Source organism: Aminobacter sp. P4_D5 (assembly GCF_056401815.1).
This window is the reverse complement of the sequence record NZ_JBFUIP010000034.1, coordinates 1-19,063: the sequence shown is the minus strand read 5'-3', so window position 1 is coordinate 19,063 and position 19,063 is coordinate 1. Positions and strand designations below refer to the sequence as shown.

The window sequence follows — 19,063 nt, the reverse complement described above, 5'->3', positions numbered from 1 at the left end:
GTAATTTGGCGCATTGGCAGCAGACAGGGATCGGCGAAAGAAAAAAACAATGGCGGAACGATCGCAGAATCTTCAGGACCTATTCCTGAATTCAGTTCGCAAGAGCAAAAACCCACTCACCATTTTCCTCATTAACGGCGTGAAATTGACCGGAGTCGTGACCTCCTTCGACAATTTCTGTGTTTTGTTGCGCCGTGACGGGCACTCCCAGCTCGTCTACAAGCATGCCATCTCCACGATCATGCCGAGCCAGCCGGTTCAGATGTTCGATGGCGAGGAAAGCCAGGGCGCCTGATTGGCACGCGACAAACACGCCGGYACAAAGGCCGGTGAGAGCAATGGACCCGAATCGGTAGGGGGCGACAACGCCCCCACCCGTGCGATCGTCATAGTGCCGGTGCTCACGCGCCAGCCCAAGGGTGACGACGACAGCGCGCGTCCACGGCTGCAGCGTTCGGCCGAGGCTCGCCACGACGAAGCCGTCGGACTGACCCGCGCCATCGATCTCGAACCCGTTCACACCGCGATCGTAACCCTCAACGACCCGCGTCCGGCGACATTGCTGGGCAGCGGCAAGGTCGAGGAATTCGCCGCGATCGTAAAGGAGCGCGGCGCGGAACTGGTCATCGTCGATCATCCGTTGACTCCGGTGCAGCAGCGCAACCTCGAAAAAGAGATGAACGCCAAGGTGCTCGACCGCACCGGGCTGATCCTTGAGATTTTCGGCCGGCGCGCCCGCACCAAGGAAGGCACGCTTCAGGTCGAGCTTGCCCATCTCAACTACCAGAAGGGTCGGCTTGTCCGCAGCTGGACCCACCTTGAGCGCCAGCGCGGCGGCGCGGGTTTCCTCGGCGGCCCCGGCGAAACGCAGATCGAGTCCGACAGGCGCGCGCTGCAGGAAAAGATCATCAAGCTGAAGCGCGAGCTGGAGACGGTGGTTCGCACGCGTGACCTGCACCGCTCCAAGCGCCGCAAGGTGCCGTTCCCGGTCGTCGCCATCGTTGGCTACACCAATGCCGGCAAATCGACTTTGTTCAATCACCTGACCGGTGCCAGCGTGCTGGCCGAAAACATGTTGTTTGCAACACTCGATCCGACCTTGCGCCGGGTCCGGCTGCCGCACGGCACGCCGATCATCCTGTCCGACACCGTCGGTTTCATCTCCGACCTGCCGACGCATCTGATCGCGGCCTTCCGGGCGACGCTCGAAGAGGTCATCGAGGCGGATCTGGTGATCCATCTGCGAGACATTTCCGACCCCGACACAGCGGCCCAGGCCAACGATGTCGAGCGCATCCTGTCCGATCTCGGCGTCGATGCGGCAGACACAGATCGCGTCGTCGAGGTCTGGAACAAGATCGATCAGCTCGACGAGGGCAATCGCGAACGGTTGCTTTCCGACAGTGCCGACGGCCGCAAGACGCCGCCGATCGCGATTTCGGCCGTCACAGGCGAGGGCATTTCGACCCTCACCAGCCTGATCGAGCAACGCGTTTCGGGCGAGCTGGAGTCCATCGAAGTTACGCTTGCGCCAAGCCAGCTCGGGCAGATCGATTGGCTCTACCGCAATGGCGACGTGGTTTCGCGCACCGACAATGACGACGGCAGCGTGTCGATGACACTCAAGGCCACTGCATCTGCGCGCGACGAGATAGCAAGCCGAATATCGCGGAAAAACAAAGGCTAAGACGGCTTACTTCGCCGTCTTGGCCTGCTGCCAGAGCGCTTCCATCTCGTCGAGGGTCGCGGACTCAAGGCTGCCGCCTGCCTCGTCGAGCGCTTGCTCGATGTAATGGAAGCGCTTGCGGAACTTGTCGTTGGTTCCTGAAAGGGCAGCCTCGGAATCGAGCTCCAGGTGGCGGCCCAGATTGACCAGCGCAAACAGCATGTCGCCGAATTCGTCCTTGACCGCCGTCTGGTCGCCCTTGGCCATGGCCTCGTGCAATTCGCCGATCTCTTCTTCGATCTTGTCGAGGATGGGAGCAGCTGCACCCCAGTCGAAACCAACGCGGGCAGCCCGTTCCTGAAGTTTTAACGCGCGGGTAAGTGCTGGCAGCGCCACGGGTACGGAGTCCAAAAAGCCCTTGCCGTGGTCCTCGGGATCGAGCCCGCGAGCGAGGCGCGCGGTACGCTTCTCGGCCTTTTCCTCCGCCTTGATCTTTTCCCACATGCCCTTGGCGGAACGGGCCTCGCGCGCCTCAGCGTCGCCAAAGACGTGCGGATGCCGCCGGATCATCTTGGTGGTGATGGCTTGCACCACGTCGCCGAAGGCAAACTCGCCGGCTTCCTCGGCCATCTGCGCGTGATAGACCACCTGCAGCAGCAGGTCGCCCAATTCCTCGCGCAAGTGGTCGATGTCGTTGCGCGAGATCGCGTCGGCGACCTCGTAGGCTTCCTCAATGGTGTAGGGCGCGATGGTCGCGAAATTCTGCTCGATATCCCAGGGGCAGCCGGTTTCCGGCTCACGTAGGGCGGCCATGATCTCGATCAGGCGGGAGATGTCTTTGGAAGGTTGCATGACCGGAATCCTATAGCCCGGCAGCCATCGACCCAACAGTGGCTTCGCGAGCCCGGCGCTTGTCCACATGTTGTTTTGGAAGCGCAAGCCTGCTGGCCCATTGGGAGCGCTAAGGCTACCCTTCGTCTATTGACCGGCCTTTCGCACGCAGGCAAAAAATCCCATGCTTCATCTCACTCTCGTTGCAATCGGCGGCRCCATCGGTGCATCGCTGCGCCATCTCGCCAATCTTGTCGCGCTGCGCCTTGCCGGCCCGAATTTTCCATGGGGCACAATGGCGATCAACATCGTCGGCTCCTTCGCCATGGGCTTGTTCGTCGGCTTCCTTGCGCGCCGGTATGGAACGTCGAATGAACTCAGGCTTTTCGTCGCCACCGGCATCCTTGGCGGCTTCACGACTTTTTCCGCATTTTCACTGGATTTTGCCACCTTGTGGGAGCGTGGATCGACGCTTCCGGCCTTTGGTTATGCGTTTGCCAGCGTCATATGCGCCATTCTGGCGCTGTTCTTGGGAATGTGGCTCGCAAGAAGCGTCGGCTGATGCTATTGGGCCGCTTCGAAAAGGACGATTGAAAAATGGCTGGCGTTGAACAGATCACGGTGGAAGCCGGCGAAACGGGCATGAGGCTCGACCGCTGGTTCAAGTCCCATTTTCCGGGGCTCGGCTTCGGCCACCTGCAAAAACTGCTGCGCTCGGGCCAGATCCGGGTCGATGGCGGCCGCGTCAAGGCCGACACGCGTGTCGAGCCCGGCCAGACGATCCGCATCCCGCCGCTTGAGGTCGACAAGAAGAACAACGGCCCGCTGACCGCCCGCACCATGCGCGATCAGGATGATGGCGATGTGCTGGCGCAGATGCTGATCTACGAAGACCCCAAGGTCTTTGTCTTCAACAAGCCTGCTGGCCTTGCCGTACAGGGCGGCTCAGGCATCGTGCGCCATCTCGACGACATGCTTGAGGCCTGGCGCAGCAAGAAGGGCGAGAAGCCGCGCCTGGTGCACCGTCTCGACCGTGACACTTCGGGCGTGCTGGTCGTGGCGCGTACGCGTCTGGCGGCGATGAAACTCGCCGAAGCCTTCCGCGCACGCGAAACCAAAAAGACCTATTGGGCGCTGGTTAAGGGTGCGCCGCCCAAGCGCGAAGACAAGATCTCGACCTGGCTGATCAAGGAACAGACGCCCGACGGCGACCGCATGCGCGTCGCCAAGCATGGCGAAAAGGGCGCTGACCACGCGGTTACATATTACCGTGTGCTCGAGCAGGCTGCCCAGACCATGACCTGGTTGGAAATGGAGCCTTATACCGGCCGCACGCACCAACTGCGCGTGCATGCCGCCTATATTGGCTGCCCGATCATCGGCGATCCCAAATATTTCGAACACGACACCAACTGGGAGTTCCCTGGTGGTCTGCAAAACAAACTGCATCTCCATGCGCGCCGCATCGTCATCCCGCATCCCGACAAGGGTATCATCGACGTCACCGCTCCAATGCCGCCGCATATGCGCCAGAGCTGGAACCTGATTGGCTTCGACGACGAAAGCGGGGAGCCGGCGTGACGGCTGCTTCGTCGGATGACAACACATCCGCGTCGCTGAAGCTTGTCCTGTTTGATTGCGACGGCACACTGGTCGACAGCGCCGACATCATCCACGGCTGCATGGTGGCGACCTTTCGTGAAGCCGGCCTGCCCGAACCAACGCCAGAAGCGACCAAAAGCATCATCGGACTGACGCTCGACCTTGCGATTGCGACCTTGTTGGAACGGCCGCGCGACGCCGAATGCGCCCGTCTCGCCGAGCGCTACAAGGAGCATTTCATCGCTTCGCGTCAGCTGCCAAACTTCCATGAGCCGCTTTATGACGGCATTGCCGAGCTGATCGAAACGCTGGCCAAACGCGACGACGTGCTGATTGGCATGGTCACCGGCAAGTCGCGCCKGGGTGTCCAAAGAGTTCTGGAAACCTACGGTTTCGAGCGCCATTTCGTGACCATTCGCACCGCCGACGACTGCCCGTCCAAGCCGCATCCGGCCATGGTGCTGGAATGCTGTGCCGAAACCGGCATCGATCCGGATTCGACCTATGTGGTCGGCGACGCCATCTATGACATGCAGATGGCCAGGAGCGCCGGCGCGCGCGCCATCGGCGTTTCGTGGGGCTACCACCACCGCGACGGCTTGTTTGCCACCGGTGCGCATGCCGTGTTGACCACTCCAAGCGAGTTGCTTGCCCTTATCGACTAGCGGACCAACTGCTAGGCGGCGTCCTGCCTTATGTTGCCGCCTGCCTTGCGCCGCCCGATGCACGATCACGCCGGCATTTGACCATCTGGATTGCGCTCGGCGAGCGTGGAGAATTTCATGACAGCCACAACGCAGCCGTTGGATCGTCGCGACAGCATCGATGCGGCTGCTGTCGCGTTCATGCTCTTGCTGACGATGTCGTGGGGCATGAACGGCGTCGCGGCCAAGCTCGCAACCACCGGCTACAATCCGATTTTCCTCAACGTGGCGCGCTCGGGCATCGGCTGCGTCTTGGTGTTCTTGTGGTGCCTTTATCGCCGTGTTCCGCTGTTTAGCAGGGACGGCACCTTGTGGGCGGGCATCGCTGCCGGCCTGCTATTCGGCGCCGAGTTCATCCTGGTTTTCGTCAGCCTTGAATACACCACGGTCGCGCGTAACTCGCTTTTGGTCAACACGATGCCGTTCTGGATTCTGATCGGCGCGCATTTCTGGCTCGGCGAGCGGATGTCGATGCAGAAGTTCCTCGGCCTGCTTCTGGCTTTCGGCGGTGTAGCGGTGGTCTTTTCCGACAAGCTCGGCGCGACAGGTTCATCGACGCTGGTCGGCGACCTGTTGAGCCTGGTGGCCGGGTTGCTTTGGGCATTGACCACATTGGTGATCAAGGGCTCGAAGCTGTCGATCGCCGGTGCCGAAAAAGTGCTGCTCTATCAGCTGGTCGTATCCGCGCTCATGGCGATACCGCTGGTATCGCTTGCCGGTCCCGCGATCCGCGATGTCTCGACCGTGGCCACCGGCGCGTTGCTGTTTCAGGCTGTTTATGTCGTTGCGTTTACCTATATTCTCTGGTTCTGGCTGATGCGGCGTTATCCTGCGGCGGGCCTTTCCAGCTTTGCCTTCCTGTCGCCGGCTTTCAGCGTGATATGCGGCTGGCTGGTGCTCGGCGAGCCGTTGACATGGAACATTTTTCTGGCGCTCGGCCTCATCGTGGCCGGGCTGATCATTGTAAATCGGCCCTCGCGGAAACGCGTGGCCGTAGCGGAGTAGAGATGCGAGACATTCTAACTGACCTCGAAACCAGCGACGGCCTGTCCGATCCAGATCCGATCCGCCGCGCGCAAAGCACGTTGCGCAAGCAACTGCCCAAGCGGTTCTATGAAACGGCTTCGGTTGCGGCTGTGGACGAAGGCCATGCCGTTCAACTCGACGGCAAGACCGTGCGCACGCCGGGCAGGGCGTTGCTTGCCCTGCCGACCGCAGCCGCGGCACAGCTGGTCGCCGACGAGTTCGCAGCCCAGGTCGAGACCATCGATCCCTTCACCATGCCGGTCCTGCGCCTGGTCAACACGGCCATCGACGGTGTCGCCACCGACCCGCAGGCGGTGCTCGAAGATATCTTGCGTTTTTCGTCGTCCGACCTGCTTTGCTATCGCGCCGATCACCCGGAACGGCTTGTCGAGCGGCAGGCCGAGGCATGGGACCCGATCATCGATTGGGCGCGGGCGTCGCTCGGCGCGCATTTCGTCGTGGCCGAAGGCGTCATGCATGTCGAGCAGCCGCGCGCAGCGATCGCAGCACTCGGCGTTCACCTGTCGCAGCGCGCCGAGCCGATGCGCCTGGCGTCACTGCACCTGATGACCACGTTGACCGGCTCAGCTCTTTTGGCGCTGGCGGTCGAGATGGGTGAAATCACCGCCGAAGAAGCCTGGACTGCCGCCCATGTCGACGAGGATTGGCAGATCGAGCATTGGGGTCAGGATTCCGAAGCCGTCGCCCGCCGCGCCAACCGCAAGCGCGACATGCTGTCGGCGGTGGCGCTGCTTGAGGCGCTGAAGGCCGACTGACACGTTCGCCGAGCATTCGGCGGGTCTCCGCCCAGCTCTTGTGCAGAATGTCAGCGCCGCTGTCTTAATCTGCCTATTTTTTGATCATCCCCGTATTCCACGCCTTCGACTTCAGGCGCGGATACGGGGATTTTCAATTGGCACGGGGTTTGCATCTCTCATTTCGACTAACGCCGCCAATGGCAGACAGGCACGACACTGAGAGGTTAGCATGACGAAGTACAAGCTCGAGTATATTTGGCTGGACGGATATACTCCTGTGGCCAATCTTCGCGGGAAGACGCAGGTCAAGGAGTATGCCGAATTCCCCAAACTGGAGCAGCTTCCCTATTGGGGTTTTGACGGCAGCTCGACCATGCAGGCCGAAGGCAAGAGCTCGGACTGTGTCCTGAAGCCGGTTGCCGTTTATCCCGACCCGGCGCGCATCAATGGCGTGCTCGTCATGTGCGAAGTCATGATGCCGGATGGTGTCACGCCGCATGCATCGAACACCCGCGCCACCGTGCTGGAGGATGATGGCGCCTGGTTCGGTTTCGAGCAGGAATATTTCTTCTACAAGGACGGCCGTCCGCTTGGCTTCCCCGAAACAGGGTTCCCGGCACCGCAGGGCCTGTACTACACCGGCGTCGGCTATCAGGCCGTTGGCGACATCGCGCGCCAGATCGTCGAGGAACATCTCGACCTCTGCCTCGCCGCTGGCATCAACCACGAAGGCATCAATGCCGAAGTGGCCAAGGGCCAGTGGGAATTCCAGATTTTCGGCAAGGGCTCGAAGAAGGCCGCCGACGAGATGTGGCTTGCTCGCTACCTGCTGCAGCGCCTGACCGAAAAATACGGCATCGACATCGAGTATCACTGCAAGCCGTTGGGCGACACCGACTGGAACGGCTCGGGCATGCACGCCAATTTCTCGACGGCCTTCATGCGCGAGACCGGCGGCAAGGCCTATTTCGAAGCGCTGATGGCGGCCTTCGGCGAAGCGCGCGCAGAACACATCGCGGTCTACGGGCCTGACAACCACCTGCGTCTCACGGGCAAGCACGAAACGGCTTCGATCGACGTCTTTACCTGGGGCGTCGCCGACCGCGGCGCGTCGGTCCGCGTGCCGCACAGCTTCGTTCGTGACGACTATCGCGGCTATCTCGAAGACCGTCGCCCGAACTCGCAGGGCGACCCCTACCAGATCGCTTCGCAGATCCTGAAGACGATCGCAGAGGTACCGACAAGCTTCGAGAAAAAGGCGGCTGCGTAAGCGCTTTCAGGCAGAGCAATGAAGAAAAACCCGGGGGCGACCCCGGGTTTTTTGTTTGTTTCGATGTTCGCCAGGCGATGCCCAGACTCCTGCGCAAACAAAAAGCCCCGGATTGCTCCGGGGCCTTTGTCGTCATGATGTCAGGTGCTTACACCGAGTAATACATGTCGTATTCGACGGGGTGCGGGGTCATTTCGAGGCGCATGACCTCGGCCATCTTCAACTCGATGAACGAGTCGATCTGGTCGTCGTCGAAGACGCCGCCGGCCTTGAGGAAGCCGCGGTCCTTGTCGAGGCTCTGGAGTGCTTCGCGCAAGCTGCCGCAGACGGTCGGGATCTTCTTCAGCTCCTTGGCCGGCAGGTCGTAGAGATCCTTGTCCATCGGCTGGCCGGGGTGGATCTTGTTCTTGATGCCGTCGAGGCCGGCCATCAGCAGGGCTGCGAAGCAGAGATAGGGGTTCGCGCCCGGATCGGGGAAGCGGACCTCGACGCGCTTGGCCTTCGGCGAATTGCCGAACGGAATGCGGCAGGAGGCCGAACGGTTGCGCGCGGAATAGGCGAGCAGAACGGGCGCCTCATAACCCGGCACCAGACGCTTGTAGGAGTTGGTCAGCGGGTTGGTGAACGCGTTGATCGCCTTGGCGTGCTTGATGATGCCGCCGATGAAATAGAGGCAGCTTTCCGAAAGCCCGGCATATTCGTTGCCAGCGAAGGTCGGCTTCCCACCCTTCCAGATCGACATATGGACGTGCATGCCTGAGCCGTTGTCGCCGAAGATCGGCTTTGGCATGAAGGTGGCCGTCTTGCCGTAGGCATTGGCAACCTGATGCACGACATACTTGTAGATCAGCATCTTGTCGGCGTTGCGGACCAGCGTGTCGAACTTAATGCCGAGTTCGTGCTGGGCGGCCGCCACCTCGTGGTGGTGCTTTTCGACGCGCACGCCCATCTCGGACAGCACGGTCAGCATTTCCGAGCGCATGTCCTGGCAGCTGTCGATCGGCGGCACCGGGAAATAGCCGCCCTTGACGCGCGGACGGTGGCCAAGGTTGCCGGTCTCGTAGTCGGTGTCGTCGTTGGACGGCAGTTCGGTCGAGTCGAGCTTGAAGCTGGTGTTGTAAGGGTCGGCCTTGTACTTGACGTCGTCGAAGACGAAGAATTCGGCTTCCGGGCCGACGAAGATGGTGTCGCCGATGCCTTCGGCCTTGAGATAGGCCTCGGCCTTCTTGGCGATGCCGCGCGGATCGCGGTTATAGGCCTCGCCCGAAACCGGGTCGAGAATGTCGCACAGGATGACCATGGTCGACTGGGCAAAGAACGGGTCCATGTGGACCGTGTCCATGTCGGGCATAAGCACCATGTCGGACTCGTTGATGGCCTTCCAGCCGATGATCGACGAACCGTCGAACATGACGCCGTCGGCGAACATCTCTTCTTCGACTTCGGCGATGTCCATGGTGACGTGATGGAGCTTGCCCTTCGGATCGGTGAAGCGCAGGTCGACGAACTTCACGTCGTTGTCCTTGATCTGCTTCATGATGTCTTTGGCTGTCGTCATAATGTTTCCCTGTGACGTTTGGATGAGAATGAACTGATGCGAGGTCAGATGGCGTCTATGCCGGTCTCGCCGGTGCGGATGCGCACGACTTCCTCGATGTTGGAGACAAAAATCTTGCCGTCGCCGATGCGGCCGGTCTGGGCCGCCTTGCGAATCGCTTCGATGGCGGCTTCCACCGATTCGTCGCCGAGCACGACTTCGATCTTCACCTTGGGCAAAAAGTCGACGACGTATTCGGCGCCGCGATAGAGCTCGGTATGGCCCTTCTGGCGGCCAAAACCCTTGGCTTCGGTGACCGTGATGCCTTGCAGGCCGGCTTCCTGAAGCGCTTCCTTCACTTCGTCGAGCTTGAACGGCTTGATGATCGCTTCGATCTTTTTCATGCGAATATGGCCTCCGATGCCGTAACTCAGGGGTGATGCACCCACTCGCGCATCTTTCAAGCACGAAGCGTGCCAAGTCGAGTGGCTGCGATGACTTTGTTCGGTTTGCCCAGGTGGCAGCCGAAGACGCGGCGATTGGAGCCGATTTCAGCCGGCTGGTCGAGATGCGCACAAAATTTCATCGCTTCGCGCGTTGCTCGTCTGCACAAAAAATCAGCAAAATGCTCATGATTTGTACACCGTGAGCCAGGCGCATTGCCGTTTGGGTGGGATGCGGCGGCGTGCTAACTCTCAAGCATCTCTCAGAAACGACCCGGGATGGCCGCCATGGCGTTTGAACTTCTGACCCCAAGCGAGATGGCCGAAGCCGACCGGTTGACGATCGCTGCCGGGCCGGTGGATGGCATCGGCCTTATGCGACGGGCAGGGGCTGCCATCGCCGATGTTGTCCAAATACGGTTTTCCGGCGCGCAGGCGGTTCATGTGTTGTGCGGGCCGGGCAACAATGGCGGCGACGGTTATGTCGTTGCGCGCCTGCTTGCCGAAAGCGGCGTCGATGTCAGGCTTTTTGCTACCGCCAGCCCGCGCGTCGGCAGCGATGCGGCACTGGCTGCCGCCGAATGCCCGGTCGCGGTTCGGCCTCTTGCAGCGTTCGCACCCGAGGCCGGCTCTGTGGTGGTCGATGCGCTCTACGGTGCGGGGCTGTCCAAAGCGCTGACGGCTGATGTGTTGGCGGCGATCGTGCGGACGACCGAAGCGGGCGTGCCCGTCGTGGCGGTAGACCTGCCGTCGGGTGTGTCGGGGACGTCGGGCGAGGTCCTGGGCGACGCGGTCACGGCCACCGTGACCGTGACCTTTGCACGCAAGAAGCCGGGGCACCTGCTGTTTCCCGGCCGGTCGTTTTGTGGCGAAATCAGTGTCGCCGACATCGGCATCTCTGACGCCACCATTGCGGCCACAGGCACGCGCTGCTTCGAAAACGATCCGGCATGGTGGCAACATCTGTTTCCCGCGCCGGCAAACGATGCCCACAAATACAGCCGCGGCCATGTCGGCGTCTTCTCAGGCGGCCCGTCGGCAACAGGTGCCGCGCGCCTGTCGGCGATGGCTGCGGCACGGACGGGCGCCGGTGCGGTCACGGTTCTGTCGCCGGGCACAGCATTGGCCGCCAACGCTGCCCACCTGACCTCGATCATTCTCCGGCGTTCCGACACGCTTGCCGATGCGTTGGCTTTTCTCGGCGCGCGCAAGCCCGAGGTTCTGGTCTACGGCCCCGGCCTTGGCCCCGAGCCGGAGGTCGGCCGTTTCGCGCTTGAACTGATGTCGGTTGCCGAGGGGCGGTTTGGCGCGCTGGTGCTCGATGCCGACGGCATCACCTCGCTGTCACATCAGCGCGCGGCTTTTTTTGAGGCGGCGAAACGGCCGAATGCACCAAGCCTTGTGCTGACGCCGCATCACGGCGAGTTCGGCCGCTTGTTTCCCGATATTGCAGCAGACGGCAAGCTTTCCAAGCTGGAGCGGGCGCGAGCGGCTGCAAAACGCGGCCATGCAACCATCATCTACAAGGGCCCGGACACGGTGATTGCCGCCCCAGACGGGCGGGCGGCGATCAATACCAACGGCACGCCGCTTCTGGCGACCGCCGGCTCGGGCGACGTGCTGTCGGGCATCGTTGCCGCACTTCTGGCGCAGGCGATGCCACCCTTCGAGGCCGCATGCGCTGCAGTATGGATGCATGCCGAGGCAGCGCGCCGTTTTGGGCCCGGGTTGATCGCTGAAGATCTGCCGCTGGCACTGAGGGAGGTGCTGCGTTCTCTTCTTGTCGAATAGTGGAAGAATGAGAGGCCGCACTCCACGTTGCCCCCTCTGGCCTGCCGGCCATCTCCCCCTCAGGTGGGGAGATTGGCAGCTTCGGCGCCTTGCCCTTTTTTCAACGTAGACGATTGGCGAAAGTCGCGGTGACGGCGTGATCTCCCCACCTGAGGGGGAGATGGCCGGCAGGCCAGAGGGGGGGTGCTACGGAATGGGGCCCTTCTGGCTGACACACTTCTTCACCGCCACGCCCCGTTTCCGGTCTGACCATTGTCAAAGAACACTCCCTTGCAGGAGGTAGTTCGGGAAGCGGGGCGCGAGGCCGTGCCTTCCGATAATGATTGTATGGCGCGACGTTCGCGCCCCGCTCGGTATTCTTGCCCCGCTCAGTCGCCTCGGCTTTCACCGCCAGCCGCCGCAAGGCCCGGGCTTGGGGGCTCATCACCCAGCAGGAGAACCGACCTCCTGCCAGCCCGGCACCGGCGCTTCCCCCCGAGCCCGGTGCGCACCGGGGTCCCGTGGAAGATCGCGAGGAGAATGATACGGGAGGTTGGAAGGGCGTGGAAAAACAGAGGCGGCTATCCACGATGGTTGCTGACAGATGGTGACAGCGGACGACGCCTTATGAAGCCAAACCTACAGGTCGCGATCCTTCGCACCCCCCTCTGGCCTGCCGGCCATCTCCCCCACATGGAGGGAGATCACGCCGTCATCGGCGCCCCAGCCAATCACCAAGCTGTCATCCGCAGCCCTGTAATCTGCGATCTTGCAGGGGGAGCACCGCCGTGGACGCGACTAATCTCCCTCCTTGTGGGGGAGATGGCCGGCAGGCCAGAGGGAGGTGCGAAGGAATGAGAGCGTGAAAGTCAGGAGGCAAAAATCGTCAAGAAACATGCGGATCGTGGCACATTTCTCCACGCCCCGCGAAATACGAAGCCCGGCTGCTCGATCAGGCGTTTGTGCCGCCGTCGATGGAGAGCGCGGCACCGGTGACAAAGCGGCTTTGCGTACCGGCAAGCCATGCCACCAGGCTGGCAATGTCGTTTGGCGACGACATTGACCGTGCATGGGATGCGTTGACTTCAGGCTCCGGGAGACGGGCCGAGGCCTGAAGCGGCAAGAAGCATCTAGCCGTTGATCCGCTTCATGAATGCCATGGCGCCGAAGGGCGCACGGACTTTGCCTTCAGTGATGAAGTAGACAAACACGTCGCGCGGCTTGACCGGCGCCTCTGCAGTGGGATCGGCGCGGGGCAGATCGGTCGGTACGCCACCGGCAGACCAGACTTTCGCACGTTCGGTCCACTCGTCGAGGCCCTTCGGCGTGTAGCAGTCATGATTGTCGTCGCTGCCGGTCTGCAGCCGCGCATATACGAAATCGCCCGTCACGTCAGCGATCGCCGGATATTTGACGTGGTCGGCATAGACGATGGCGACATTGTGCTTGCGGGCCAATGCGGCGAATTCCGGGACGACGAAGGAATCGTGCCGCACCTCGACCGCATGGCGCAGTTTCACGCCATCCTGCTTTTCCGGCAGAAGCTTGAGGAAGGCGCCGAAATCATCTTCGTCGAACTTCTTGGTCGGCGCGAACTGCCACAGGATCGGTCCGAGCTTTTCGCCCAGAGCTGCCACACCAGACCCCAAAAACCGCGTCATCGACTCGCCGGCCTCGCCGAGCACGCGGCGGTTGGTGACGAAGCGGTTGCCCTTGAGCGCATAGACAAAGCCGTCGGGGGCCTCATTCGCCCATTTCAGGAAGGTCGGCTCCTTGAAGGAAGAATAATAGGTGCCATTGACCTCGATGGTCGGCACCTGCTGGGTGGCAAACTGCAGTTGCTTCGCCTTGGACAGCTTCTCAGGATAGAACGTGCCTTCCCAGGGCTCGAACGTCCAGCCGCCCATGCCTGCACGGATTTTTCCGGTCATTGCTACCATCCCTACGAATACGTGGCCAAATGTCGGCCATTACTAGCCGAAGTCGCAATGCAGGTCACAGATGCAGTTGCGCATGGGTACATCATACTGACAAAATTTCTGTATCCGCCGAAACGGCCAGCTTAACCACCATTGCCAAGCGCTTCAAAATCTTGATTGAAGTTTTACGGTTCATTTTCTGCTCATGGCTATGTATTTGCCTCAAGCGATCACAGCGCAAAGGATAAATACATTGTCCACGTCCGCACAAATAACTTCGAGCCATCACTCGTCAACTTTTTCACTTCAGGCGCGCCTTGGAATGGTTGCCGCAGCATTGGTCACTCTGCTGTGCCTGGTGATATTCGATGCTACCGTCAACGATCGCACGCTGCTCGAAAAGGACAGGGGAGACTGGTCGACGTCTGGGCTGGTCAGGCCCATCGTGACATTCTTTGCGGCCTGCCTGCTCGTCCTTGGCTTGCGGCCCCACCCATCGACGGCGCGCCCGCTTGAAAACCGATCGGGCTTGCTCGGCGTGGCGTATTTCATGGGGGGAGTGCTGATGCTCACCACGGCAAGCGTGATTTTCGCGCCGCAGATACTGTTCGAGATGGTGCGCGAAGGGCAGACAGTCAGCAACCTCACCGAGTTGGCCTTCCTGATCGCACTTGCCGGCCTTAGCGCTGCTGGATGGCGCGCGCGCCGCGACCGGGCACGGGTATTCGGCGTTCCCGTGCCGTTGATCTTCGTGGCGATGTTTGCCGTAACCTTCCTCATTCTCATGGAAGAAATGTCTTGGGGCCAGCATTGGATCGGCTGGTCGGCGGGGCCCATGTTCGAAGGCAACGCCCAGAACGAGACGAACCTGCACAACTTCGCCACCTACAGATTCGAAGCCGCCTATTATTCGGCGGCGTTCGTGTTCTTCGTCGCTTTGCCGGCGTTCTGGCCTGCACGGGTCAGCGGCTTTTGGCGGCAGGTGGAAGGGTTCGTTCCGCCCAAGCTGCTCGCGCTGGCGAGCCTGCCGCTGACCGGCTTTCTCTTCGAGGAATGGAGCATCGTACCCTATCAGGTCTGGTTCTTCATGGGATCGCTGATCGCCCTGCAACTGGCAGCCGAACTTCGGCACGAGCGGCGCGCGCTCCGAGCGGCCGGGCTGATCATGGCGATGCTGCTTCCCGTTTCCCATCTCGTTTTCGTCTTTGGCGGGCACCGCATGCTGGACGGCTACGAGTTGTCGGAGATCCGCGAGTTGCTGATCCCCGTTATCATCGCGGCTTACGGCTGGTGGCTATTTTCAAGCCGAGCCGAGGCAGGCCGCTTTGCGGGGTGACCGGCGGCAGTATTCCGCTACGTGCGTCGTTCATGCGCACTCCAAAAACCGATTGCAAGATAAGATCAGTTAACTTAATCTGCAACCAGTTGCACGATGCAACCATCATGGCTGCGTCGGCGTGAGCAAAGGAAGTGCCATGGCCGAGCCCTCGCGTTTGGAATGAACCAGTTCCTGGGCGGCTGCGTCGGCCATATGGCGTTTAAGCCAAGCCCCACGCTCTTCCGCCACTTCATCGGGTGCATGCGCGGCCTGGCCGGCAGCGTGCAAGATGTTGAAGGAGATGGAAAGATGAACGCCTACGCCTCAGTCACCATCACGCCAATCCTCGTTGCCGATTTGAACGTCGAGGGCGAGCGTATGCCAGTCTACGTGCACGTCATCGATCATCCCGATGCGCGCATACTGGTCGACACCGGCATGACGGAGCTGCACCCGGCGGTGGTGGCCGCCTTCGATCCCTGCCTCTATCCACTGAGCAAGCAGGACTTCGACCTCGCCAGCATCGACATGGTCGTCAACACTCACCTGCACGCCGACCATTGCGGCGGCAACCACCTCTTCGCCGGCAAGCCGATCTACGTCCAGCGTCGTGAGCTCGACGATGCGCACAGCGACCAGAACGAATACCCCCTTCGCGAGTGGGTCGATGCACCCGGCGTAAGGTATGTGCCGGTCGACGGCGAATTCGAGCTGCTTCCAGGGCTCCGGCTCGTCCCGGCGCCCGGCCACACAGCCGGCATGCAGGTTGTCGTGATCGAGACTGGCGGGCGCCCGGTCGTCGTTGGCGGCGACGTGGCGGTTTGGTTCGGCGAGCTTGACGAGCCGCGCAGCGAAGGCCAGCTGCGGGTGCTCGCTCTCGATCCCGTACTGGTCTGGCTCACGCACGAGCACGAGCCGTGGCGACCCCGCACCCTATAAGGCATCACGCCGGCGCCCCAGCGCAAGCCGTCCGGCGCGGCGCCAGACGCTACTCCGCCGCCTCGCGTTTCCTCGCCCCCGGGCGGCGCTCCAGCAACTCCTTGAGGAACTGGCCGGTGTAGCTGCGCGGTTCGGCGACGATGTCTTCGGGCCGGCCCGAGGCCACCAGTTCGCCACCGCCGTCGCCGCCCTCGGGGCCGAGGTCGAGCACCCAGTCGGCGGTCTTGATGACCTCGAGATTGTGCTCGATGACCACGACCGTGTTGCCCTGGTCGACCAACTCGTGGAGGACTTCGAGCAGCTTGGCGATGTCGTGGAAGTGCAGGCCGGTGGTCGGCTCGTCCAAGATGTAGAGCGTCTTGCCGGTGGCCTTGCGCGACAGCTCCTTGGCCAGCTTGATGCGCTGGGCCTCGCCGCCCGACAGCGTGTTGGCCTGCTGGCCGATATGGATGTAGCCGAGGCCGACCTGGTTGAGCGTCATCAGCTTGTCGCGCACGACGGGTACGGCGGCGAAGAACTCGACGCCTTCCTCGACGGTCATGTCGAGCACATCGGCGATCGACTTGCCCTTGAACAGCACGTCAAGCGTTTCGCGGTTGTAGCGCTTGCCGTGGCAGACGTCGCAGGTGACGTAGACGTCGGGCAGGAAGTGCATCTCGATCTTGATGACGCCGTCGCCCTGGCAGGCCTCGCAGCGGCCGCCCTTGACGTTGAAGGAGAAGCGGCCGGGCTGATAGCCGCGCGCCTTGGCCTCCGGCAGGCCGGCGAACCAGTCGCGGATAGGTGTAAACGCGCCTGTGTAGGTGGCRGGATTGGAGCGCGGCGTACGTCCGATCGGCGACTGGTCGATGTCGATGACCTTGTCGAGGAATTCGAGACCCTCGATGCGGTCATGCTCGGCCGGGTGCTCGCGCGAGCCCATGATGCGGCGCGACGCCGCCTTGAACAGCGTCTCGATCAGGAAGGTCGACTTGCCGCCGCCCGACACGCCGGTGACGGCGGTGAAGGTGCCGAGCGGGATCTCGGCGGTGACGCCCTTCAAATTGTTGCCGCGCGCGCCGACGACCTTGATGCGCCGGTTCTTCTTCAGTTCGCGCCGCACGGCCGGCATGGCGATCTCGAGTTCGCCCGACAGATATTTGCCGGTGATCGAGTTCGGATTGGCCATGACCTGCTGCGGCGTGCCTTCGGCAATGATGCTGCCGCCATGGATGCCGGCGGCCGGGCCCATGTCGACGACATAGTCAGCCGTCAGGATCGCGTCCTCGTCATGCTCGACGACGATGACGGTGTTGCCGATGTCCCTGAGGTGGCGCAGCGTGTCGAGCAGGCGGGCGTTGTCGCGCTGGTGCAGGCCGATCGACGGCTCATCGAGCACGTAGAGCACGCCGGTCAGGCCCGAGCCGATCTGAGACGCCAGGCGGATGCGCTGGCTTTCGCCGCCCGACAGCGTGCCTGAGTTGCGTGACAGCGTCAGATATTCAAGGCCGACATCGTTGAGGAAGCGCAGCCGCTCGCGGATTTCCTTGAGGACGCGAACGGCGATCTCGTTCTGCTTGTCGTTGAGGGAAGCGGGCAGCGCCTCAAACCAGGCATTGGCCTTGCGGATCGACTGTTCGGTGACTTCGCCGATGTGCTTGCCGGCGATCTTGACGGCCAGCGATTCCGGCTTGAGCCGATAGCCATTGCAGGCAGGGCAGGGCGTGGCCGACATGAAGCGCTCGATCTCCTCGCGCATCCAGGCGGATTCGGTCTCCTTCCAGCGGCGCTGGAGATTGGGGATGACGCCTTCGAAGGTCTTGGTCGTCTTGTAGGAGCGCAGGCCGTCGTCATAGTTGAAGGTGATTTCCTTCGCGCCGGTGCCGTGCAGTATCGCTTCTTGCGCTTCCACCGAAAGGTCGCGCCAGCGGTCGCCGATCTTGAAGCCATAGACCTTGCCGAGCGCTTCCAGCGTCTGGCTGTAATAGGGCGACGTCGACTTGGCCCAGGGCGCAACAGCGCCTTCACGCAGCGAGACGTGATCTTCCGGCACGATCAGTGCCGGGTCGATGGCACGCTGGTTGCCGAGGCCATCGCAGGTAGGGCAGGCGCCAAACGGGTTGTTGAATGAAAACAGCCTTGGCTCGATCTCCGGGATGGTGAAACCCGACACCGGACAAGCAAATTTTTCTGAAAAAAGAATGCGTTCGTGGGTTTCGTTCGCGGATTTGTTGACAGCGTCCACGCCGGTCTGGCTGGCGTCCAGCGGCTTGTCGGCGAATTCGGCGACTGCCAGGCCCTCGGCGAGCTTGAGCGCGGTTTCCATCGAATCGGCGAGACGGGTGGCGAGGTCAGGCCGCACGACGATACGGTCGACGACGACATCGATGTCGTGCTTGTACTTCTTGTCGAGCGCAGGCGCTTCGCCGATCTCGTAGAAGGCGCCGTCTATCTTGACGCGCTGGAAGCCTTTCTTCTGGAGTTCGGCGAGCTCCTTTTTGTACTCGCCCTTCCGGCCGCGAACGATGGGCGCCAGGATGAACAGGCGGGTGCCCTCGTCGAACGCCAGAACGCGGTCGACCATCTGCGAAACCGTCTGGCTCTCGATCGGCAGCCCTGTGGCCGGCGAATAGGGCACGCCGACACGCGCAAACAGCAGGCGCATATAGTCGTAGATCTCGGTGACGGTGCCGACTGTCGAGCGCGGGTTCTTCGAGGTCGTCTTCTGCTCGATCGAGATCGCCGGCGACAGGCCGTCGATCTGGTCGACGTCAGGCTTCTGCATCATCTCGAGGAACTGGCGGGCATAGGCCGACAGGCTCTCGACATAACGGCGCTGGCCCTCGGCATAGATGGTGTCGAAGGCGAGCGAGGATTTGCCCGAGCCCGACAGGCCGGTCATGACGATCAGCCTGTCGCGTGGCAGGTCGAGATCGATGTTCTTGAGATTGTGTTCGCGCGCACCGCGAATGGAAATGTACTTGTGATCGGCCATTGCCGCGCCGCCGCCTCAAATCTGGAATTGCTCGGAGTGGCGGGTTTGCCCGACCATCCCCTCATGTAGGTATTTTCGCCGCCCGGTCGAGAGGCGTCGTCAGCAAATGCGTTTAAGCGCCTTTGGCGGGCAGGGGCAAGTGAAAAGAACAAAGGCCGAACGACCTCCTGACAACGGTATGGCAGGAGCATTGGCTGAGGCCGGACACCGGAATCGGCCCTGCGATCACATCTTTTCCCTCTCTAACAATTGTAGTTGACGTAGCGGAATCGGAGATGCAAACTCCTGAGGTCGCCTGAGGCCGAG

At 61.8% G+C, this 19,063-nt stretch carries 16 protein-coding genes and 1 pseudogene; 11 read left to right on the top strand and 6 right to left on the bottom strand.

Going from position 1 to position 19,063, the window contains the following annotated elements; translation table 11 throughout:
- The first annotated feature begins 49 nt into the window (after positions 1-49).
- Together hfq and hflX are read left to right on the top strand one after the other, a co-directional pair.
- A complete protein-coding gene (gene hfq, locus AC1DWF_RS10110; protein ID WP_006202172.1) occupies positions 50-295 on the top strand; it encodes an RNA chaperone Hfq in 246 nt (81 codons plus the stop codon).
- Complete coding sequence (hflX, locus tag AC1DWF_RS10105; RefSeq protein ID WP_476787555.1) at positions 296-1,687, top strand: GTPase HflX; 1,392 nt, start codon at positions 296-298, stop codon at positions 1,685-1,687.
- 6 nt (positions 1,688-1,693) lie between these two features.
- Here the strand turns inward: hflX and mazG are convergent, their stop codons facing one another.
- A complete protein-coding gene (gene mazG, locus AC1DWF_RS10100; RefSeq protein ID WP_476787554.1) occupies positions 1,694-2,518 on the bottom strand; it encodes a nucleoside triphosphate pyrophosphohydrolase in 825 nt (274 codons plus the stop codon).
- A gap of 163 nt (positions 2,519-2,681) precedes the next feature.
- Between mazG and crcB the strand changes: the two genes are divergently transcribed.
- From crcB to AC1DWF_RS10070, 6 genes are all read left to right on the top strand, one after another.
- Complete coding sequence (crcB, locus tag AC1DWF_RS10095; RefSeq protein WP_476841645.1) at positions 2,682-3,059, top strand: fluoride efflux transporter CrcB; 378 nt, start codon at positions 2,682-2,684, stop codon at positions 3,057-3,059.
- 35 nt (positions 3,060-3,094) lie between these two features.
- Positions 3,095-4,078, top strand: coding sequence for an RluA family pseudouridine synthase (locus tag AC1DWF_RS10090; protein ID WP_476787553.1), 984 nt, complete (start codon positions 3,095-3,097; stop codon positions 4,076-4,078).
- Between the two features lie 35 nt (positions 4,079-4,113).
- A complete protein-coding gene (locus tag AC1DWF_RS10085) occupies positions 4,114-4,764 on the top strand; it encodes an HAD-IA family hydrolase (protein WP_476841650.1) in 651 nt (216 codons plus the stop codon).
- A gap of 117 nt (positions 4,765-4,881) precedes the next feature.
- Positions 4,882-5,808 (top strand): DMT family transporter, encoded by a 927-nt coding sequence (locus AC1DWF_RS10080; RefSeq protein WP_476785965.1) that lies wholly within the window; start codon positions 4,882-4,884, stop codon positions 5,806-5,808.
- Positions 5,809-5,810: 2 nt separating this feature from the next.
- Entirely contained in the window at positions 5,811-6,605 is a 795-nt protein-coding gene (locus AC1DWF_RS10075) for an ATP12 family chaperone protein (protein ID WP_476785964.1), read from the top strand.
- Positions 6,606-6,816: 211 nt separating this feature from the next.
- On the top strand, positions 6,817-7,857 hold the full coding sequence (locus AC1DWF_RS10070) for a glutamine synthetase beta-grasp domain-containing protein (protein ID WP_476787552.1): 1,041 nt from the start codon (positions 6,817-6,819) through the stop codon (positions 7,855-7,857).
- Between the two features lie 148 nt (positions 7,858-8,005).
- Here AC1DWF_RS10070 and glnA read toward each other — a convergent pair whose 3' ends face one another.
- Together glnA and AC1DWF_RS10060 are read right to left on the bottom strand one after the other, a co-directional pair.
- A complete protein-coding gene (gene glnA, locus AC1DWF_RS10065; protein ID WP_476804270.1) occupies positions 8,006-9,415 on the bottom strand; it encodes a type I glutamate--ammonia ligase in 1,410 nt (469 codons plus the stop codon).
- 44 nt (positions 9,416-9,459) lie between these two features.
- Positions 9,460-9,798, bottom strand: coding sequence for a P-II family nitrogen regulator (locus tag AC1DWF_RS10060; RefSeq protein ID WP_091913600.1), 339 nt, complete (start codon positions 9,796-9,798; stop codon positions 9,460-9,462).
- A gap of 327 nt (positions 9,799-10,125) precedes the next feature.
- Here AC1DWF_RS10060 and AC1DWF_RS10055 point away from each other — a divergent pair, with 327 nt between their 5' ends.
- A complete protein-coding gene (locus tag AC1DWF_RS10055) occupies positions 10,126-11,628 on the top strand; it encodes an NAD(P)H-hydrate dehydratase (protein WP_476786242.1) in 1,503 nt (500 codons plus the stop codon).
- A gap of 931 nt (positions 11,629-12,559) precedes the next feature.
- On the opposite strand, the pseudogene AC1DWF_RS10050 reads toward AC1DWF_RS10055, so the two are convergent.
- Positions 12,560-12,703 (bottom strand): annotated as a pseudogene (locus AC1DWF_RS10050) (SDR family oxidoreductase); the annotation flags it as partial.
- Positions 12,704-12,737: 34 nt separating this feature from the next.
- The gene (locus AC1DWF_RS10045; protein ID WP_476782370.1) at positions 12,738-13,538 is read right to left on the bottom strand and encodes a DUF72 domain-containing protein; all 801 of its coding nucleotides are present in this window, start codon (positions 13,536-13,538) and stop codon (positions 12,738-12,740) included.
- Positions 13,539-13,848: 310 nt separating this feature from the next.
- On the opposite strand from AC1DWF_RS10045, the gene AC1DWF_RS10040 reads away from it, so the two are divergent.
- The gene (locus AC1DWF_RS10040) at positions 13,849-14,862 is read left to right on the top strand and encodes a hypothetical protein (RefSeq protein ID WP_476782371.1); all 1,014 of its coding nucleotides are present in this window, start codon (positions 13,849-13,851) and stop codon (positions 14,860-14,862) included.
- Between the two features lie 162 nt (positions 14,863-15,024).
- On the top strand, positions 15,025-15,783 hold the full coding sequence (locus tag AC1DWF_RS10035; RefSeq protein ID WP_476787550.1) for an MBL fold metallo-hydrolase: 759 nt from the start codon (positions 15,025-15,027) through the stop codon (positions 15,781-15,783).
- Between the two features lie 49 nt (positions 15,784-15,832).
- Here AC1DWF_RS10035 and uvrA read toward each other — a convergent pair whose 3' ends face one another.
- Positions 15,833-18,757 (bottom strand): excinuclease ABC subunit UvrA, encoded by a 2,925-nt coding sequence (gene uvrA, locus AC1DWF_RS10030; protein WP_476804269.1) that lies wholly within the window; start codon positions 18,755-18,757, stop codon positions 15,833-15,835.
- Between the last annotated feature and the right edge of the window lie 306 nt (positions 18,758-19,063).